Here is an 18,577-nt window from a genome sequence, read left to right on the forward strand (position 1 = left end):
GAAAGCGCTCAATACAGCGCCCCGGAGTGATGCCTGCGTGATGGCCGGACGACAGCGCAGCATGGGGCGGGTCCGCGCCCTGGCGGGCCAAAACAGAATGCTGTGTTGACCGGCTTGTGTCGCAGCGCAACTTGAAAAGGCACCCGGCGCCCGCCATGCCTGCAGGGTCATCCGGAGAAACCCCATGCCGCAGAGCCAGACTATCAATCGCCGCATCGTCCTCGCCTCCCGCCCGAAAGGCGCGCCGACTCCGCAGGATTTCCGTCTCGAGCAGCTCGATGTGCCGACACCCGCTGAAGGCGAGGTGCTGCTGCGCACGCTGTATCTGTCGCTCGACCCCTACATGCGTGGACGCATGAGCGATGCGCCTTCCTACGCGCCACCGACGGCGATCGGTGACGTCATGGTCGGCGGCACGGTCAGTCGCGTGGTCACGTCGCGTCATCCGAAGTTTGCCGAAGGCGATCTCGTCCTCGGCGGCGCCGGCTGGCAGGACTACACCTTGTCGGATGGCCGCGACCTGATGTCGCTCGGCAACGCGCCCCATCCATCGTATGCACTGAGCGTGCTCGGCATGCCCGGCTTCACCGCCTATCACGGCCTGTTGAACATCGGCGAGCCCAAACCCGGCGAGACCGTGGTCGTTGCCGCAGCCAGTGGCGCGGTCGGCGCGGTGGTCGGGCAGATCGCCAAACTCAAGGGCGCCAGGGCGATAGGAATCGCCGGCGGTGCCGACAAATGCCGGTACGTGCTGGAAGAGCTGGGCTTCGATGCCTGCATCGACCGCAACGATCCCGATTTCGCCCGGCAGCTCGCCGATGCCTGCCCGGGCGGCATCGATATCTATTTCGAGAACGTCGGCGGCGCAGTGCTCGATGCCGTGCTGCCACTGCTCAATGACGGCGCCCGCGTACCGGTGTGCGGACTGATCGCCCACTACAACGACCAGAAGCTGCCCCCCGGGCCCGATCGACTGCCGCTGCTGATGGGCCTGGTGCTGCGCAAGCGCATCCGCCTGCAGGGTTTCATCATCCTGGACCACTATGCAGACGGCTTCGCCCAGTTCTACCGGGACATGAGCGGCTGGGCGGCGGCGGGCAAGGTGAAGCTGCGCGAGGACATCGTCGACGGACTGGAGAACGCACCCGAGGCGTTCATGGGCATGCTCCAGGGCAGGAACTTCGGCAAGCTGGTGGTGCGCGTGGCCGATCCCACCGGATCGTAAGCCCGCTCCCGCCATCACGACCCCCTAATGGGGCCTCGCCAAGACTCGCGACAGCACACTGAGTGGAGCGACGAAGGTGAGCTTCGCATTGCAGGTGGTCGTGTTCGCCCTCGGCCTGTTCGCGGGGATCGTGCTGTTCGTCGAAATCGGGCGACGGGTCGGTCTTGCCCACCTCGCACGCGAGGGCCGCGGGCTGACCCGCGGCGCGGACGCCGCCGAAGGTGCGGTGTTCGGTCTGCTCGCGCTGCTGATCGCCTTCACCTTTTTCGGCGCGGCGCAGCGATTCGATGACCGCCGCGAGCTGGTCGCCGACGAAGCCAACGCGATCGGCACCGCCTACCAGCGGCTGGACCTGCTTCCGGCCGATGCCAAACCGGAGCTGCAGGCACTGTTCCGGCGCTACCTGGAAGTGCGCCTGGTGACCTACCGCAATGCCGAGGATCGCGCGGCGACGCAGGCCCGCCTCGACCAGGGCTACGCACTTCAGGACCAGATCTGGGAGAAGGCGGTGCGTGCGAGCCAGCGTCCGGGCGTGCCGGCATCGGCGGCGATGCTGGTGATTCCATCGCTGAACGAGATGTTCGACATCACCGACAGCCGCGTCGCGGCCACCCGCCACCATCCGCCCCGCGTCGTCTACTGGCTGCTGGCGAGCCTGTGCCTGATCGCGGGGCTGCTGGTCGGGTACTCCACCGCGGTCAACGCCGACCGCAGCTGGCTGCACAGGTTCGTGTTCGCCGCCATCCTGTCGTTGACCGTCTACGTGACCATCGAGATCGAGTACCCGCGCCTGGGCCTGATCCGCGTCGATTCGGCCGATCAGGCCCTGATCGACCTGCGCCAGCACCTGCGATGAGTCCGGGCTGGACGGCGTGGTGAACCGCCGGCGCGCCTGGAAACCACCCGCTGTGCCGATCCCGGCCATCCGCGGCGGCGGAAATGGGGGGTCCGGGGCCCGGCCAATTGCGGGATAATCGCCGATGCCGGGATTTCCCCGGCCCCAGCGCACCTGCCCGCCCGGGCTCCGCATGGCAGCACGATGCGAAGTCCGCGCCCGAGTGTCGCTGCAGCACTCCGATCAAGAATCCAGCAGCCGCCATGAATACCCAATACCGCAAGCCGCTCCCGGGCACCGCGCTCGACTGGTTCGATGCACGTGCCGCGATCGACGCGATCGCACCCGGCGCCTATGACCGGCTGCCGTATACCTCGCGCGTGCATGCCGAGAACCTGGTGCGCCGCGCCGAGCCGAACATGCTCGATGCCTACCTGACGCAGCTGATCGAGCGCCGTCGCGACCTCGACTTCCCGTGGTTCCCGGCCCGCGTGGTCTGCCACGACATCCTCGGTCAGACCGCGCTGGTCGACCTGGCCGGCCTGCGTGACGCCATCGCCGAGCGCGGCGGCGACCCGTCGCAGATCAATCCGGTGGTGCCGACGCAGTTGATCGTCGACCACTCGCTGGCGGTGGAGCATGGCGGCTTCGACAAGGACGCGTTCGCCAAGAACCGCGCCGTCGAGGATCGCCGCAACGAAGATCGCTTCCACTTCATCAACTGGACGAAGAAGGCGTTCCGCAACGTCGACGTGATTCCGCCGGGCAACGGCATCATGCATCAGATCAATCTGGAGCGGATGTCGCCGGTGGTGCATGCGCGTGATGGCGTTGCCTTCCCGGACACGCTGGTCGGCACCGACAGCCACACGCCGCACGTCGATGCGCTGGGCGTGATCGCGATAGGGGTAGGCGGCCTGGAAGCCGAGAGCGTGATGCTCGGCCGCGCCTCCTGGATGCGCCTGCCCGACATCATCGGCGTCAACCTCACCGGCAAGCCGCAGCCCGGCATCACCGCCACCGACGTCGTGCTGGCGCTGACCGAGTTCCTGCGCCAGCAGAAGGTCGTTGGGGCGTACCTGGAGTTCCATGGCGAAGGCGCATCGGCGCTGACCCTGGGCGACCGCGCCACGATCTCCAACATGGCGCCGGAGTACGGCGCGACCGCGGCGATGTTCTTCATCGACGACAAGACCATCGACTACCTGCGCCTGACCGGCCGCGAGGACGCGCAGGTCAAGCTGGTCGAGACCTACGCCAGGCAGGCCGGCCTGTGGGCCGATGCGTTGCAGACCGCCGAGTACGAACGCGAACTCACCTTCGACCTGTCGTCGGTGGTGCGCAACGTGGCCGGCCCGTCCAACCCGCACAAGCGCCTGCCGACCTCCGACCTGGCCGCGCGCGGCATCGCCGGTGCCTGGGACGACGTGCCGGGGCAGATGCCCGATGGCGCGGTGATCATCGCCGCCATCACCAGCTGCACCAACACCAGCAATCCGCGCAACGTCATCGCCGCCGGCCTGATCGCGCGCAACGCCAATGCCCGCGGGCTGGTGCGCCGGCCGTGGGTCAAGTCGTCGCTGGCGCCGGGCTCCAAGGCGGTGCAGTTGTACCTGGAAGAAGCCGGCCTGCTGTCGGAGCTCGAGAAGCTCGGCTTCGGCATCGTCGGCTTCGCCTGCACCACCTGCAACGGCATGAGTGGCGCGCTGGATCCGGCGATCCAGAAGGAAGTGATCGACCGCGACCTCTACGCGACCGCGGTGCTGTCGGGCAACCGCAACTTCGACGGCCGCATCCATCCGTACGCCAAGCAGGCGTTCCTGGCCTCGCCGCCGCTGGTGGTGGCCTACGCGATCGCCGGCACCGTGCGCTTCGACATCGAGCGCGACGCACTCGGCCATGACGCCCACGGCAACCCGATCACGCTCAAGGACATCTGGCCGAGCGACGAGGAGATCGACGCGATTGTCGCCAGCAGCGTCAAGCCGGACCATTTCCGCCAGGTGTACGAGCCGATGTTCCGCATCAGCGAAATGCACGGCGAGAAGGTCGGCCCGCTGTACGACTGGCGCCCGCAGAGCACCTACATCCGTCGCCCGCCGTACTGGGAAGGCGCGCTGGCCGGCGAGCGCGCACTCAGCGGCATGCGTCCGCTGGCGGTGCTCGGCGACAACATCACCACTGACCACCTCTCGCCGTCGAACGCGATCATGGCGTCCAGTGCCGCCGGCGAGTACCTGGCGAAGATGGGCCTGCCGGAAGAGGACTTCAATTCCTACGCGACCCATCGCGGCGACCACCTGACCGCGCAGCGCGCCACGTTCGCAAACCCGAAGCTGCTCAACGAAATGGTCCGCGACGAGGCCGGCAACGTGAAGCAGGGCTCGCTGGCGCGCATCGAGCCGGAAGGGCAGGTCACGCGCATGTGGGAGGCGATCGAAACCTACATGGAGCGTCGCCAGCCGCTGATCATCATCGCCGGTGCCGACTACGGCCAGGGCTCGTCGCGCGACTGGGCGGCCAAGGGCGTGCGCCTGGCGGGCGTCGAGGCGATCGCAGCCGAGGGCTTCGAGCGGATCCACCGAACCAACCTGATCGGCATGGGCGTGCTGCCGCTGGAGTTCCTGCCGGGCACCAACCGCACCACGCTGGCCATCGACGGCACCGAGACCTTCGACGTCATCGGCGAGCGCACCCCGCGCGCGCAGCTGACGCTGGTCATCAACCGCCGCAACGGCGAGCGCGTCGAAGTGCCGGTGACCTGCCGCCTCGACACCGCCGAGGAAGTATCGATCTACGACGCAGGCGGCGTGCTGCAGCGTTTCGCCAACGACTTCCTGGAATCCGCACAGGCGGCCTGAGGCCGCCCGTGTGACCCCCATCTGCACGCCCTGCACGCACTGATCGACGGAACCACTGCCCATGTCCCATCTCCCCCAGATCCGCATCCCCGCCACCTACATGCGTGGCGGCACCAGCAAGGGCGTGTTCTTTCGGCTGCAGGACCTGCCCGAGGTTGCGCAGCTGCCGGGCCCGAAGCGCGATGCGCTGCTGATGCGCGTGATCGGATCGCCCGATCCCTACGGCAAGCACACCGACGGCATGGGCGGCGCGACCTCGAGCACCAGCAAGTGCGTGATCATCTCGAAGGCGTCGGTGCCGGATCATGACGTCGACTATCTCTACGGCCAGGTCGCGATCGAACAGGCGTTCGTCGACTGGAGCGGCAACTGCGGCAACCTCAGCTCGGCGGTGGGCCCGTTCGCGATCAGCGCCGGCCTCGTCGATGCCAGCCGCGTTCCCGCTGATGGCATCGCCGTGGTGCGCATCTGGCAGGCCAACATCGGCAAGACCATCATCGCGCACGTGCCGATGAGCAACGGCCAGGTGCAGGAAACCGGTGATTTCGAGCTGGACGGCGTGACCTTCCCGGCCGCCGAGATCGCCCTGGAATTCATCGACCCGGCCGACGACAGCGACGGCGGCACGATGTTCCCGACCGGCAACCTGGTCGATGACCTGGAAGTGCCGGGCGTCGGCACGTTGCGGGTGACGATGATCACCGCCGGCATCCCGACCATCTTCGTCAACGCCGCCGACCTGGGCTACACCGGCACCGAGCTGCAGCCGGTGTTCAACGAAGACCCCAAGGCGCTGGCACGGTTCGAAGCGATCCGCGCGCACGGTGCGATGCGCATGGGGCTGATCGAGAACATCGAGCAGGCCGCCAAGCGCCAGCACTCGCCCAAGGTCGCCATCGTCGCACCGGCGCAGGACTACGTCGCATCCAGCGGCAAGCACATCGCCGCATCCGAGATCGACCTGCACGTGCGTGCGATGTCGATGGGCAAGCTGCACCACGCGATGATGGGCACGGCTGCGGTCGCGATCGGCACCGCTGCTTCTATCCCCGGCACCCTGGTCAACCAGGCCGCCGGTGGCGGAGAGCACGGTGCGGTCCGTTTCGGCCATCCGTCGGGCACGCTGCGAGTGGGCGCCGAAGCACGCCAGGTCGACGGTGAGTGGACCGTCACCAAGGCGGTGATGAGCCGCAGCGCCCGCGTGCTGATGGAAGGCGCGGTCCGCGTGCCTGCGGACTCGTTCTAGCAAGATCCGGATAGTGAGCCGGTAGCAAAGTTGCGAGGCTGAGCGTCCCCTGGCCGGACGCGACGCCGATGAAAGCCCTGTTCCTGGTTGCCGCGTGCGCGGCGCTCCTGCATAGCCCGCCCGTCAGCGCGGACTGCACGCTGGCATTCGCGCCGGCCGCCATGCGGCGGGCAGCCAGCGAGCACTACTACCGGTCGACGAAGCGCGACGCGATACCGCCCGGCCAGCTTCCGCCCGGCAGTCGGCCAGCGGCGGACGTCGAGCCTTTCCCGGCCAACACCCCGTCCAGCACGCCGCGAGCCGGCGATGATCCTTGCCGTGACCGTGCCGGCAGTGATTGCCCGGACCCTGAAGCGGAGACCCAGCCGCTCGGGTAACCTGTCGCCAGCTGTCGCACGCAAGGGGGAGCGCAATGAGGCTGTTGCGGAAACTTGTGACATGGGGCTTGCTGCTTGTCGGCGGCGGAATAACGGCGTTCGGTCTCTACCAGACCGGTCGCGTTACCTGGGCCATGCTGCATCCACCGCCGCCAGGTGCGGTGTTCGAGCCTTTGATTCCTTTGATTGCCAGTGTGTTCTTCGTACTGGTCGGCATGGCCGTGCTCGCGGTCGCCGGGGCTTTCAGTCCTGTTACGACGGATGGATGAGACCCTTCGGCCAGTGCGCGTTTCGGGCTGGTTTCCAAGGCATCAGGGCCATCCGAATCACGGAGGCAAGTGAATGCTCACAGGTCGATGCTTGTGCGGTGCATCCCGATATCAGTCGACGGGACCGGCGATGTTTTCCATCGTCTGCCACTGTCGGGACTGTCAGCGCACCTCGGGAAGCGGTGGAGTTCCTGTGCTGGGCGTTTCCAGGCTTTCATTCACCAGTGCCGGGCCGATAAAGCAATCGCGCACGACGGGGGGAAGCGGGCAACCTGCCGTCCGCAACTTCTGCGCGGAATGCGGCAGCCTGCTGTTTGGCACACCAGAGTCCGCGCCTGACCTGGTGACCATCTACGCCGGAAGCCTCGACGATCCCGACGCTTTCGAGCCTCGTGAGGCTTTATTCGTCGGACAGCGGCCACCATGGGCCAGGTTGGCGTTGCCTCTGGTCGAGCATAAGTAATAGTGCGGGTGTCGCGGGCCGAAACCTGTTTGGCAGGAACGTGAGTCTATTGTCGTGACCGCATCTGGCCGCTAGCGGACGTCTGGGCGGGACGGCGCCGCCGCCCGCTGGTCATGTCCGCTTTCGACCCGAAGCGGTCTTCTGATTCGACGAAAGCGCGCTCCATCAATCAACTCGGTTCAGTTGCGGCATTTTCCACTGATCGGACAACACCGCATCACTGGGCTGGTACATGCGCAGGATCACGTAGAAGTCGCCTTCGGGCGCTGGCAGCCAGTTGGCTGCGTCGTCTCCCGCCGGCTTGTCGTGCTGTATGGGAATCGTGAAGGAGCCATCGGCAGCCTTTTTCAGACCCTGCGTATCCGTTCCGACCTTGTAGCGGTTGATCTCGTTCGCAACGAGCATCTTGTCGCCCGCGTTGTACATCGTCACCGACCAGAATGCGTCGACTGGCGGTGCCGAGTCGAAGTGGATGGAGTAGCGGTGCTTGCCGTTCAGCACTTCGCCCTTCGCGTCGGTGTAGCGAATCGGGTACATCGCCTCGTGTTCCCCGTTGCCGCCCAGGTAGGGGCCAGCGACGACGGCACGTAGAGAATAGTTGTAGCCGAAGCTGTCCAGCCCGGTCACCCAGTCCCACCCGTTTCGTTTGGTGGCTGTACTGGCCAGAGCGGCCACAGCAACCGCAGGCGCGTCGGCAAGACCCCGCGCCATGCCAGCGCGAACCTGCGGGTTCAACGTCGACGGGTCGAACCCCTTCTCGGTCAGGCCGATGCGCGCGAACTGACCAAACAATGCCTTGTCCGTCTCCCGGATGGGGTTGTTCTGCACCGCTGCGCCCAGCTCCGTGAAGAAGCCGAACTCATCGCCCTGGACAGACGGCAGTGGTTTGAGGGGCTCGGCGGACTTGCTCGCAGCGCCTGCCTTTCCAAAGGCGGACAGCGGGACCAGCTCGAACTGTTTCTGCAGCGCCAACACCGGTTCCACCGGCTCGCCCTGGGCGATGCGCAGGCGTCCCCATAGCCAGACCTTGTTGGTGCTGACATCCAGCCGTTTCGCGCCGGGCGGCAGCGCGCCCTTCCAGCCGGGCGGCACGATGGCATAGCGCGCGGCCTTGGTGCCGGTGGTGCGCCTGCCGATGTAGTGCTCAAGCTCCTGATACATATCGAAGACGTTCACCACGTAGTAGCGGTCGTTCGTATCGGGGACGGACAAGATGTACGGCTCGTCCAGCTTGACCACCGCGCTCATGTAGAACGTGTCGTTGTTGGCCGTCGGCATGTCGTGCGCATCAGGCGTGGCGAGCGACGTGGCCCAGCCGATCTGATTGAGCGGCGCGCGGTAGCTGGTGTCCGGCTTCGGACTCGGAACATTCGTGTAGTCCCGGGCAACGCGCTCCATGCGAACCAGCGGGTAACCCCAGATGTAAGCCGACACCGCGAGCTGATACCCGTCGGTCTCCAAACCTTTTGCCACCACCTCGGGTGTCGCTGGCGTGGTGAGCAGGGCATCGGCGCCGTCCGCCGGAGCCTTCGTCCCGGACACCGGGGGCTCAGCGGTGGTCGTGGGAGCGGTTGTTGCAGCCACCTTGCCCTCGGGTGCGCCATTGGGCTCGCTGGGCTGGCGACTGCAGCCAACGGCGACGACCGCCGCGAGGATCGAGAGCGCGATCAGTGAGGTCTTCATTGCCAGCCCGTTCGACAGAAATGGAGTGCCGACGGTAATGCGCTGGCGTGAAGTATGCGTCAAGGCGAATGTCGGCTTCTGGCCGAAAGCGGTCGTCGGGGCGGGCCGCCTCGACCAGTGCAAACGATTGTTGTCTGGATCCGGGTTGCATAAGCTGAAGAAGCATTGGGGGAGGCGGTTGTGAACTGGGGAAAGATTGCAAGATACGCCGCGGTGCTGTTCGTCGTGCAGGTCGTGCTCGGCCTCTTCGAGGCCGACTTCTTCGTGTCCGCCGAGAGTGCCGGTGAATTCGTCGCGTCACTGATTGGCCGATCCTTGATCTCGTTCGCAGCTTGTGCGGCCGTGTTCGTGCATCTGTCATTCCGCCAGTCAGTTCGGCCGTTCGCGCATGCTTGGCTGGCGCTCTTGCTCCAGGCGGGTGCTGGAACCTTGCTCTCGATGGCGTTGCCCGGATTGCTCGGAAGCACGCCATTCGCCTTTGCGAGCGGTATGTGTGCCGAACCGGGGCAGGCCTGATCAGTAGTTGGGCGCTTTATGAGGGCTATCGTTTTCCTTGCTGCGAATTCGACTCTAGGCGGCTCTCCTGGCATCCCGCCAAGCATTTGGCTTTATGGGCCCAGCGGATCCTACGATCCAGGCGTCGCGCCGCCGCGGTGAGGCTGTTGGCCTTCCGGCCTGCCATCGCCTGCATGGATGGTTGACCGATAGGCACGGCGACTGGACCATTGGCTCTCGCCTCATGGGGCATTCAGTGGAGGTCTCGTGGCAGTCGACGTGGAAGTCCGCCGGGCGCGAGTCGGCGATGAGGATGCTTTGTCGCTGGTCGGCCAGGCGACATTCCTGGAGACGTTCTCGGGCGTTCTCGACGGGACGGCGATCGCGGAGCACTGCCGCAAGGCACATTCGCCCTCGCAGTACCTGCATTGGCTGGGCGATGCGCGATCTGCGGTCTGGCTGGCGGGTGTCGCTCCGGGCCATGCGCCGGTCGGCTACCTTGTTGTAGCGGCGCCTGACCTCCCAGGCGCCAACCCGGCCCACGATCTCGAGCTCAAGCGCATCTACCTGCTGGGGCGGTACCAGGGAGGAGGTCTGGGCAAGAGGCTGCTGCAGCAGGCGGTCGAGCATGCCGAGGGTGCGGGAGCGACCCGCCTGCTGCTGGGTGTCTATGCCGGCAACCACGCGGCCCTCGCCTTCTACAGGAAACAGGGTTTCAACCACTTCGCCGATCGCCAGTTCGTGGTCGGTGGAACTGCCTACGATGACCATGTGATGAGTCTGGAACTCGGCCGATGACGTCGATGACCGGCGGATTTCACGCCATTGCCTACGTCAGCAGGATCGCGCGGAGATTGCAGCCTGCCGAGATCGATGGGCTCTTGCTCGATGCAAGAGGATTCAACGCTGTGGCGGGTGTAACCGGAGTGCTGCTCTTCAATGGCAGCGAGTTCTTCCAGTACTTCGAAGGATTGAACGACAGCGTTGAGGCGGTGTATGAGCGGATAAAGCCGGCAAAATGCCACACCGACATTCGCGAACTCATGAATGCACCTGTTGAAGGTCGCCAGTTCGAGACCTGGCACATGGGCTTCCGCAATGCGCCGGCGACCGCTCTGCAGGAACTCGCGCAGGCACGATGGGAGCTGTCGGTTCCGGTAACCCGGACGTCCATGAAGTGCCCTGAGGGCGTCGCGCTCCTGGCCCATTTCTGGAGCAAGTGGCAAGCCGAGAATCCACGCGACTGGCAGGCATACGACCGGTCTGATCTGGAAGGGGGCGAGTAACCGCTTTTGCCGCAAGGCCTCGGCCTGCAAGGCTTCGTGGTAGTGCGAATCTGCGAACCCGGCCAGCGGAGCGCTTTTCCGTCCTGGTACCTTCGCCGCGGGGACAGGGCGGCTGGCCTCGGCTTCATCATGACCTCACAAAACCCGGCCAGGTTGCCCGGATGGAGAATCGGTCCGATGAAACGAACGCTGCTTTCCATTTGGGTCGCCACCGCGTCGTGCAGTGCGGCAGCCGCCGACGCCGGCCAGTTCGAGCGGGCCCAGAAGGCTGTCGAGCAGGGCGAGTACAAGGCCATCACCAGCATCCTGGTGTCCCAGGACGGCAACGTTGTTTACGAGCACTACTTCGACGCGGACGGCGCCGAAGGACGTCGCAACACCCGCTCGGCGACCAAGACGGTGACCGGGATGCTCGCGGGGTTGGCGATCGAGGACGGCAAGCTCGCTGGCACTTCCGCGCGCATCTTCGACATTCTGCCGCCCGCGCGCCGGCAGAAGATGCTAAACGCCGATCCGCGCAAGGAGGCCATCCGGGTCGAGGACCTGATGACGATGTCGTCGATCGTCGAGTGCAACGACGAAGACCAGTTCTCCCGGGGCAACGAAGAACGGATGTACCTGATCGAAGACTGGGTGCAGTTCTACGCAGACCTTCCGGTGCAGGGCTTTCCCGCCTGGGTGGCCAAGCCGGCCGATTCACCGTATGGCCGCAACTTCCGTTACTGCACTGCTGGCGTGAGCACACTGGGCGAAGTGATCCAGACCGCGGTGCATGAGCCGTTGCAAACCTATGCACAGCGTCGCCTGTTCGACCCGTTGGGAATCCAGGCTCCCGCCTGGCAGTTCTCGCCGCTGGGTCTCGCCCAGGCCGGAGGCGGGCTGGGGCTGCGCACACGCGATCTGTGGAAGCTGGGGCAGCTGTACCTGGACGAGGGACGCGCAGGTGGAAAACAGGTGGTGCCCGCCGCATGGGTCCGCCAGTCGTTGTCGCCCAAGGCCACAGCCCGCGAGGACGCCGACTACGGCTATCTGTGGTGGCTGATGAAGATTCCCAGCGGCAACGGCGTCATCACGGCACCGACGATGGCCGGCACGGGCGGCAACGCTGTGTTCCTGCTGCCGGAGAAGCGGGCGGTGGTGGTGATCACCACGACCAACTACAACGAGCGGCAGCCGCATGCGCTGACGTACAAGCTCCTCACGCGCGACCTGATGCCTGCGCTCTGACGGCGCGTGTTCGCGGGCCGGCTTCACGCCCCGTGAATTGCCGACCCGTTAGACCGTCGTAGCTGACGCATGGGCCGCGCAAGGAGATCCCGCATGTCACTGGTCAAACCGATCACGCCGCACCTGTGGTTCGACAAGCAGGCGAAAGAGGCTGCCGAGTTCTATTGCTCGGTGTTCCCCGACTCGAATGTCGACGCCATCACCCAGCTGCGCAACACGCCGTCGGGCGACTGCGACGTGGTGTCGTTCACCGTGCAGGGGCAGCCCTTCATGGCGATCAGCGCCGGGCCATTGTTCAAGTTCAACCCGTCGGTGTCGTTCTTCGTCAACTTCGATCCGTCGCGCGATCCGGATGCACGGGCCAAGCTCGACAAACTCTGGGCAGCACTGGTCGACGGCGGCCAGGCACTGATGCCGCTGGACAGCTACCCCTTCAGTGAGCACTACGGCTGGGTGCAGGACCGTTACGGCGTGTCGTGGCAGCTGATCCTGGCCAACCCCGGCGGGAAGCCACGGCCGCCCATCGTGCCGTCGTTGATGTTCACCGGCGAGGCCTACGGCAAGGCCGAGGCGGCGGGCGCTTTCTACCGTGCGGTTTTCGACGGCTCGCAGTCCGGGCAACTGATGAAATACCCCGCCGGCATGCCCCAGGACCGCGAAGGCACGGTGATGTTCTCCGACTTCCGGTTGGGCGATACGTGGTTCGTTGCGATGGACAGCGGCCACGCGCATGGCTTCGGCTTCAACGAAGCGATCTCGTTCGTCGTCACCTGCCGCGACCAGACTGAGATCGACCGCTACTGGGCGCAGCTGTCGAGCGTGCCGGAGTCCGAGCAGTGCGGGTGGTGCAAGGACCGGTTCGGGCTGTCCTGGCAGATCACGCCGCAGCTGATGGACGAGATCCTGGCGGCCGGCGACCAGGCCACCATCGACCGCGTGACCCAGGCCTTCCTGCCGATGCACAAACTGGACGTGGCAACGATCGAGGCGGCGGCAGCGGCGTCCTGAGCCGTATAGTTGACCCATGCTGGCCGGTCGCCGACAGCTGCCATTCAATCGGCTGTTGTTAGCGTCAATGTCTGCCACGCGCGTTCAGCACACCCCAGAGGCTCGCCATGAATCCGGTCACGACACGCAGTTTCCTGCTCTTGTGTGGCGTGCTGGCCTTCGCGCCGGCGGTGGCGCAGGACGATGCGTCCGCTGCTCCCGCGCTGGACCTGAGCGTGCCGGCGACACGGATCGATTTCGCCAACACCGCCGATTACCGCAATGAGCCGCCTGGCACCTGGCGCGGCGACCAGCAGGGCGGCCTGCCGGTTGGCAACGAGCTCATCAAGCCCGGCGAGAATGCCAACAGCGACTGGCAGGTGCACGGCGACGTGGGCGTGGGCGTTGGCTGGTCCAAGATCGGCGGCAACAGCAACTGGCAGGCCGCCGATATCAGCATGAACAAGACCTACGCCACTGACGACGGCGGCACTGGCCATGTCGGTGTGAACATCAGCGTCGGTCAGTACGACGGCCCGGTGTTCGGGCCGGGATATGGATCCGGGTACTACTACGGTCCCGGACCGGGTCCGATGTCCGGGCCGATGCCGGGGCCAATGCCCGGCCCCATGCCTGGACAGTTCGGCCAGGGGCAGATCCGCCGCTGATCGTCGCCCAAGGGATGCTTCGCGGCCACGCGCGGTTGGCCGTGATGCTGCCTGGGCACTAGATGCCGCACGATGAAGCGTCGTAGTCGGCCAAGCGGGCGCCGTCGACGTCGACCAGCCGGTCAAGGCGCACGATCTCGCCGGTGCTCATCGACAGGTATTCCTCGCCACTGCGCGCGAAGACATCGGTAATCACCGCATCGCGGTGCTGGTCGGCACCGTTCTCGTCGCGGAAGTTGATGCGCGCGGGCTTGCGCAGGGTCGCAAGGTCCTCGAGGCGATCGTGGAACTCGCAGCTGATGGGGTGATAGGCAGTACGTTCGTGGGTCATGGCGGTTGCCTCGGCGTGGGGTTGCGACTGCGCCTCCAGGCCCGGCCGACCTGCGATGTGCAGGCCGGCCGTGCGGAAGTGTCCTTACGAAGTGATGACGTTGACTGAAACGTCGATCTTTCCGTGCGCCAGCTTCGAGTACGGGCAGATCTCGTGGGCGGCGTGTGCAAGCTTCTCGGCAACGTCCTGCGCCAGGCCCGGAATCCGGATCTCGAAGCGGGCTTCCAGCAGCCAGGCGGCACCGGTCTGGCCCAGGTCGACCTCGACGTCGACGGACAGGTCGGCCGGCAGCGCCACGCGCTTCTGCGCGGCAATCAGGCCGATCGCAGTGATATAGCAGGCCGACCAGCCACCGGCGAACAGCTCCTCGGCGGTCGGGTGCGGCGCAACGGTCGTGAGCTGCTGCTCGTGGCCGGCGTGGCTGGGCGAGGACAGGGCCAGGTTGAGGCTGCCGTGGTCGGCGGGCGTGGGGGCCTGGGCAACGGTGGTGTGGGTCTTGCCAGTAAAGAGGACTTTGTCGATCTTGGTCATGGTGGCTTGCTCTGGTGGGGAGGGGTTTTTGACATCGCGTCCGATTGAATCGTGTACGATGGGTGTGGACTGTAGGGAGGTCGGTGGAAGCAGTCAATCGGTGGGGAGGAGGTGGTTCAGACTTTATTAATCGCATCCGCGTGTATCGCATGCGATCTAAGCATCCTCGCGCAAGCGACCGGGTGTGTCAACTTGCGATCGACCGCATTCCGACGAACGGGCGATCCGGGGCGAATGTGCTTCCAGAAGCCGTGCCGCGCCCCATTCAGATCGTTCTGTGGGTCTGGTCAAAAGCACCACCATGCGGCCGGGCCCCCAACACCCGGCCGATGGATGCCCCCTGCGACTCACCTCAGTGTCTTGAATCCCGCGCGAACTTCCTCGGAGAAGAGCTTGGGCTGCTCCCAGGCCGCAAAGTGCCCGCCCTTCGGCAGCCGGTTGTAGTACACAAGCTTGGGATAGGCCTTCTCCGACCAGCTCTTCGGCGCTTGGAAGAGTTCGTCCGGAAACGCGCTCACCGCGACGGGAATCGTGACGCCCTTGACCGAGAAGTACGGCGTCTTGTTCTCCCAGTAGAGACGGGCCGAGGACAGCGCCGTGTTGGTCAGCCAGAACAACGTGATGTTGTCGAGCACGTCATCAGGCGTCAGGCCTTCCGGCACGCCGTCGATGGAGCGGGCAATCATCTCGTAGCTGCGGTGGTCGTGGTCGAGCAGGAACGCCGCCAATCCGACCGGTGAATCCGCCAGGCCCGTCAGCGTTTGCGGCCTGTCGCCCATCATCAACGCGTAGGCGATGTGCTTGTAGGTAAAGGCGAGCTGGTCGCAGGCCTGCTTCTCTTCCGCGCTCAGGCTCAGGCCCGCAGGCAGCGGGTCACCGCGGAACAGCGCCTTGTCGATGTCCGGAGGCACCACGCCCGCCATGTTGGTATGGATGCCGACAAGGCCCGGCGGTGTCTTCAGTGCCATCTGGTCGACAACGATTGCGCCCCAGTCGCCGCCCGAAGCGCCCCACTTGCTGTAACCGAGTCGACTCATCAGCGTGTTGTACGCCTCGGCGATGCGGATCGCAGTCCAACCGGTGGTGGTTGGCTTGCCCGAGAACCCGTAGCCAGGCATAGACGGAATCACCAGGTGGAAGGCGTCCGCCTCGCTCCCGCCATGGGCAGTGGGGTCTGTCAACGGGCCGATGATCTTCATCTGCTCGATGATCGACCCGGGCCAGCCGTGTGCCACCAGCAGCGGGAATGCGTTCTCATGCTTGGAGCGGATATGCATGAAGTGGATATCCAGCCCGTCGATGCTGGTGAGGAAGTTGGGCACGGCATTGATCTGGGTTTCGATCCTTCGCCAGTCGTACTTGCTGGACCAGTGCTGGGCGAGCTTCTGGATCGTTGCGAACTGCACTCCCTGCGATGAATCCTTGACGGTTTCGCGATCGGGCCATCGCGTGGCCTCGATACGCTTGCGCAGGTCGGCCAGTTCCGCGTCCGACGCCTTGTAGGTGAACGGGCGCAGCTCGGTTGAGCTGGTACTTGCCGTCTTCTTCTCCGCGACTTCGTTCATGGGTTCTTTCCTCCCGGTGCAACCAATCAAGCCCAATGGCGCAGCAGCCAGCGTCGTCGCCGTGGCAACGCAAAGCCTGCGCCGCGTTTGGAAGGTGGTGTCGTTGTTCTCTTGCATGCGGCCTCCTTGAGCGTGCAGATGCCCGCCACGTGGAGCAGGCTCCAAATGGGAAGTCTTGAGCTCAGAACCGCCCGTCTCAATGCGAGTCATGGCCCGAAGCCATTCGCTTGTTTGGGGGTAGTTCCGTCGAGGCTTGCGTACTCCGTACGCGACACGTGGGCGATACCGCCCTGGACAGCTGCCGGCTCACCTTGTCCGCTGCAACCGTTGCGGTTGCCAGGTGGCCGCTGTCTTCGCGCTTGCCGAATGTATTTCTACGCCGCGATGATGCGTCTTGCAACAGCCTTGAGGCATGGAAATGCAAGCGCTGTGCGCAGAGCGGACACGTGACCGTGGAGTCATGTCACAACTGTCGTCGCGCGCGATACGAGCGTGTTGCAGGTCGCGGCCAAGCAGAGTAGATAATCAATCGGCAGACACCACGAGCGGCCTCCCGGCAACCGCAACGGTTGCATCAGGACAAGGGCCATGCCGCTTACCCGGGCCAACTGGCCTGAAAGTTGCTTGCAGATGGCGCAAGCAGGTCTCGCACGCATCGATGGACCGAAATTTGCGCCGCCCTGGGCGTTCGCCTGTCGCGGTCGGGGCCATTGCCGCCGGGTAACACGTTCGGTTTCCCATCTGTCTCGCGAGAACGACGCCATGAATGCAACTGCGGATGCAACGCCTGCGAGAGTCGACTCCGCTGCGCTTCGACCATTCCAGTTTCGTGCATCGGATGCCGACCTCGCAGATCTTCGCAGGCGCATCGACGCGACGCGCTGGCCGGATCGCGAGACTGTCGGTGACGCCAGCCAGGGCACGCAACTATCGACGATCCAGAAGCTGGCCCGGCACTGGGCCACCGCGTACGACTGGCGCAGGATCGAAGCGAAGATCAATGCCGTTCCGAACTTCCTCACCGCAATCGACGGTCTGGACTTCCATTTCATCCATGTCCGGTCCAGGCATGAAGACGCGCTGCCATTGCTCATGACGCATGGCTGGCCGGGCTCGTTCGTCGAACGGATGAAGGTCATCGAGCCGCTCACCGATCCGACCGCGCATGGCGCAGCTGCCGCCGATGCATTCCATCTGGTAATTCCCTCGCTGCCGGGCTTCGGCTTTTCGGCCAAGCCGGACACGACCGGCTGGAACCCGCCGCGGATCGCCGATGCCTACAACGAACTGATGAGGCGGCTGGGCTACACCAGATGGGTCGCGTCGGGGACCGACTGGGGCGCGATCGTCGTAGACCTGATGGCGGCGAAGATGCCGCCGGGCCTGGTCGGCATCCATACCAACATGCCGGGTGTGGTTCCGCCGGAAATCGACGGCGCGATGTTCCGCGGTGACCCGCCGCCGCCCGGGTTGTCAGACCAAGAAGTGCACGCGTGCGAACAGATCGCGTTCGCCTACCGGCACATCGGCTACTCGCTGCTCAACGGAGACCGGCCGCAGACGCTGACTGGCTTCGCCGACTCGCCCGTGGGATTGGCCGCCTACATGATCGACCTCTACCCCAAGAGCTATGACCTGATGGCGCGTTCCATCAACGGGCAGCCCGAGGGCATCAGCCCCGATGATGTCCTCGATGCGGTCACGCTGTTCTGGCTGACGAATACCGCCATTTCCTCGGCCCGTCTCTACTGGGAGAACAAGACGCCGTACTTCGGCGAGAAGGGCGTGACCCTCCCGGTCGCGGTCAGCGTGTTTCCGGATGAGCTTTACGAAGCGCCCAGGAGCTGGTGCGAGAAGGCCTATCCGCGACTGGTGCACTACAACCGGCTGCCCAAGGGTGGCCACTTCCCGTCGTGGGAACAGCCGGAGTCTTTCTGTGAGGAAGTCCGGGCCGGGTTCAGGACACTCCGGTAGCACACCAAGGATCGCGAACCATAACGACCAACCAGAGCACAGAGGGAGTCCCCCATGTCCAGGATCGAGAAAGTCCTGTTTACCGGCAAGACGCACACCGCCGCCACACCGCGCGATGCCGCATCGCGCAGCGCCCACGGCCGCCTCGACATCAAGACCTCGGCGTCCGGATCCGGCACCAGCCAGGAGCAGGTCTTCGCCGCGGCACTCGCACATCCGACGGCCGAGCAGTTGTTCGCTGGCGCCTGGTCGGCCTGCTACATCTCCGCGATCGGCGTGGCGGCCCAGCAGAAGAAGATCGAGCTGCCGCCGGACCTTGCCGTCGACCTCGAAATCGACCTGGGCCAGACCGGGAGCGCCTACTTCATCGAGGCCCGCTTCAACGTCATCGTGCCGGGCATGGACCGTGCGGTCGCCGAAGGTCTCGTCCACGAAGCCCACGAAATCTGCCCGTACTCCAAGGCCATCAAGGGCAACATCGACGTGGGCGTGAACGTCACCGTCTAGACATCGATCGTACGTTCGGACCGGCGGCATATGGATGTCGCCGGTGC

At 65.3% G+C, this 18,577-nt stretch carries 18 protein-coding genes; 14 read left to right on the forward strand and 4 right to left on the reverse strand.

Going from position 1 to position 18,577, the window contains the following annotated elements:
• Positions 1-184: 184 nt before the first annotated feature.
• The 6 genes from MNR01_RS12405 to MNR01_RS12430 all read left to right on the forward strand — a co-directional run bounded on the left by MNR01_RS12405 (position 185) and on the right by MNR01_RS12430 (position 6,813).
• Positions 185-1,225, forward strand: a complete 1,041-nt coding sequence (locus MNR01_RS12405) for an NADP-dependent oxidoreductase (RefSeq protein ID WP_241918089.1) — start codon at positions 185-187, stop codon at positions 1,223-1,225.
• A gap of 76 nt (positions 1,226-1,301) precedes the next feature.
• Entirely contained in the window at positions 1,302-2,081 is a 780-nt protein-coding gene (locus MNR01_RS12410; RefSeq protein WP_241918090.1) for a hypothetical protein, read from the forward strand.
• A 242-nt stretch (positions 2,082-2,323) separates the two neighbouring features.
• Positions 2,324-4,921 carry a Fe/S-dependent 2-methylisocitrate dehydratase AcnD gene (acnD, locus tag MNR01_RS12415; RefSeq protein WP_241918091.1) on the forward strand — a complete coding sequence of 866 codons (2,598 nt, stop codon included), beginning with the start codon at positions 2,324-2,326 and terminating at the stop codon, positions 4,919-4,921.
• A gap of 61 nt (positions 4,922-4,982) precedes the next feature.
• Positions 4,983-6,167: a 2-methylaconitate cis-trans isomerase PrpF gene (prpF, locus tag MNR01_RS12420; protein ID WP_241918092.1), complete on the forward strand. Its 1,185-nt coding sequence runs from the start codon at positions 4,983-4,985 to the stop codon at positions 6,165-6,167.
• Between the two features lie 68 nt (positions 6,168-6,235).
• Positions 6,236-6,544, forward strand: a complete 309-nt coding sequence (locus MNR01_RS12425) for a hypothetical protein (protein WP_241918093.1) — start codon at positions 6,236-6,238, stop codon at positions 6,542-6,544.
• 35 nt (positions 6,545-6,579) lie between these two features.
• On the forward strand, positions 6,580-6,813 hold the full coding sequence (locus MNR01_RS12430; protein ID WP_241918094.1) for a hypothetical protein: 234 nt from the start codon (positions 6,580-6,582) through the stop codon (positions 6,811-6,813).
• Between the two features lie 628 nt (positions 6,814-7,441).
• Here the strand turns inward: MNR01_RS12430 and MNR01_RS12435 are convergent.
• Positions 7,442-8,959 (reverse strand): DUF1214 domain-containing protein, encoded by a 1,518-nt coding sequence (locus MNR01_RS12435; protein WP_241918095.1) that lies wholly within the window; start codon positions 8,957-8,959, stop codon positions 7,442-7,444.
• Between the two features lie 180 nt (positions 8,960-9,139).
• Here MNR01_RS12435 and MNR01_RS12440 point away from each other — a divergent pair, with 180 nt between their 5' ends.
• The 6 genes from MNR01_RS12440 (at position 9,140) to MNR01_RS12465 (ending at position 13,622) form a co-directional block, all read left to right on the forward strand.
• Positions 9,140-9,475 (forward strand): hypothetical protein, encoded by a 336-nt coding sequence (locus MNR01_RS12440; protein WP_241918096.1) that lies wholly within the window; start codon positions 9,140-9,142, stop codon positions 9,473-9,475.
• 246 nt (positions 9,476-9,721) lie between these two features.
• Complete coding sequence (locus tag MNR01_RS12445; RefSeq protein ID WP_241918097.1) at positions 9,722-10,252, forward strand: GNAT family N-acetyltransferase; 531 nt, start codon at positions 9,722-9,724, stop codon at positions 10,250-10,252.
• Positions 10,249-10,740: a BLUF domain-containing protein gene (locus tag MNR01_RS12450; RefSeq protein WP_241918098.1), complete on the forward strand. Its 492-nt coding sequence runs from the start codon at positions 10,249-10,251 to the stop codon at positions 10,738-10,740. The genes MNR01_RS12445 and MNR01_RS12450 overlap by 4 nt, the downstream gene beginning before the upstream one ends.
• A gap of 6 nt (positions 10,741-10,746) precedes the next feature.
• Positions 10,747-11,967: a serine hydrolase gene (locus MNR01_RS12455; RefSeq protein WP_241918099.1), complete on the forward strand. Its 1,221-nt coding sequence runs from the start codon at positions 10,747-10,749 to the stop codon at positions 11,965-11,967.
• A 93-nt stretch (positions 11,968-12,060) separates the two neighbouring features.
• On the forward strand, positions 12,061-12,975 hold the full coding sequence (locus tag MNR01_RS12460) for a VOC family protein (protein ID WP_241918100.1): 915 nt from the start codon (positions 12,061-12,063) through the stop codon (positions 12,973-12,975).
• Positions 12,976-13,082: 107 nt separating this feature from the next.
• A complete protein-coding gene (locus MNR01_RS12465; RefSeq protein ID WP_241918101.1) occupies positions 13,083-13,622 on the forward strand; it encodes a hypothetical protein in 540 nt (179 codons plus the stop codon).
• Positions 13,623-13,680: 58 nt separating this feature from the next.
• Here MNR01_RS12465 and MNR01_RS12470 read toward each other — a convergent pair whose 3' ends face one another.
• The 3 genes from MNR01_RS12470 to MNR01_RS12480 all read right to left on the reverse strand — a co-directional run bounded on the left by MNR01_RS12470 (position 13,681) and on the right by MNR01_RS12480 (position 16,166).
• Positions 13,681-13,953 carry a hypothetical protein gene (locus MNR01_RS12470; RefSeq protein ID WP_241918102.1) on the reverse strand — a complete coding sequence of 91 codons (273 nt, stop codon included), beginning with the start codon at positions 13,951-13,953 and terminating at the stop codon, positions 13,681-13,683.
• Positions 13,954-14,037: 84 nt separating this feature from the next.
• Complete coding sequence (locus tag MNR01_RS12475; RefSeq protein ID WP_241918103.1) at positions 14,038-14,484, reverse strand: Ohr family peroxiredoxin; 447 nt, start codon at positions 14,482-14,484, stop codon at positions 14,038-14,040.
• Positions 14,485-14,831: 347 nt separating this feature from the next.
• On the reverse strand, positions 14,832-16,166 hold the full coding sequence (locus tag MNR01_RS12480; RefSeq protein ID WP_241918104.1) for an epoxide hydrolase family protein: 1,335 nt from the start codon (positions 16,164-16,166) through the stop codon (positions 14,832-14,834).
• A gap of 471 nt (positions 16,167-16,637) precedes the next feature.
• Between MNR01_RS12480 and MNR01_RS12485 the strand changes: the two genes are divergently transcribed.
• Together MNR01_RS12485 and MNR01_RS12490 are read left to right on the forward strand one after the other, a co-directional pair.
• Positions 16,638-18,023: an epoxide hydrolase gene (locus MNR01_RS12485; RefSeq protein ID WP_241918105.1), complete on the forward strand. Its 1,386-nt coding sequence runs from the start codon at positions 16,638-16,640 to the stop codon at positions 18,021-18,023.
• A gap of 54 nt (positions 18,024-18,077) precedes the next feature.
• Positions 18,078-18,530, forward strand: a complete 453-nt coding sequence (locus MNR01_RS12490) for an Ohr family peroxiredoxin (protein WP_241918106.1) — start codon at positions 18,078-18,080, stop codon at positions 18,528-18,530.
• Positions 18,531-18,577 lie beyond the last annotated feature (47 nt).

Source organism: Lysobacter sp. S4-A87, assembly GCF_022637455.1.
Classification (GTDB): Bacteria; Pseudomonadota; Gammaproteobacteria; order Xanthomonadales; family Xanthomonadaceae; genus Lysobacter_J.

Bases quoted from the DNA above. Each gene is read 5' to 3' on its own strand.
- MNR01_RS12405 (WP_241918089.1), top strand. From the start codon at position 185: ATGCCGCAGAGCCAGACTATCAATCGCCGCATCGTCCTCGCCTCCCGC.
- MNR01_RS12465 (WP_241918101.1), top strand. From the start codon at position 13,083: ATGAATCCGGTCACGACACGCAGTTTCCTGCTCTTGTGTGGCGTGCTG.
- acnD (WP_241918091.1), top strand. From the start codon at position 2,324: ATGAATACCCAATACCGCAAGCCGCTCCCGGGCACCGCGCTCGACTGG.
- prpF (WP_241918092.1), top strand. From the start codon at position 4,983: ATGTCCCATCTCCCCCAGATCCGCATCCCCGCCACCTACATGCGTGGC.
- MNR01_RS12475 (WP_241918103.1), bottom strand. From the start codon at position 14,484: ATGACCAAGATCGACAAAGTCCTCTTTACTGGCAAGACCCACACCACC.
- MNR01_RS12470 (WP_241918102.1), bottom strand. From the start codon at position 13,953: ATGACCCACGAACGTACTGCCTATCACCCCATCAGCTGCGAGTTCCAC.
- MNR01_RS12490 (WP_241918106.1), top strand. From the start codon at position 18,078: ATGTCCAGGATCGAGAAAGTCCTGTTTACCGGCAAGACGCACACCGCC.
- MNR01_RS12430 (WP_241918094.1), top strand. From the start codon at position 6,580: ATGAGGCTGTTGCGGAAACTTGTGACATGGGGCTTGCTGCTTGTCGGC.
- MNR01_RS12435 (WP_241918095.1), bottom strand. From the start codon at position 8,959: ATGAAGACCTCACTGATCGCGCTCTCGATCCTCGCGGCGGTCGTCGCC.
- MNR01_RS12460 (WP_241918100.1), top strand. From the start codon at position 12,061: ATGTCACTGGTCAAACCGATCACGCCGCACCTGTGGTTCGACAAGCAG.
- MNR01_RS12425 (WP_241918093.1), top strand. From the start codon at position 6,236: ATGAAAGCCCTGTTCCTGGTTGCCGCGTGCGCGGCGCTCCTGCATAGC.
- MNR01_RS12485 (WP_241918105.1), top strand. From the start codon at position 16,638: ATGCCGCTTACCCGGGCCAACTGGCCTGAAAGTTGCTTGCAGATGGCG.
- MNR01_RS12450 (WP_241918098.1), top strand. From the start codon at position 10,249: ATGACGTCGATGACCGGCGGATTTCACGCCATTGCCTACGTCAGCAGG.
- MNR01_RS12480 (WP_241918104.1), bottom strand. From the start codon at position 16,166: ATGCAAGAGAACAACGACACCACCTTCCAAACGCGGCGCAGGCTTTGC.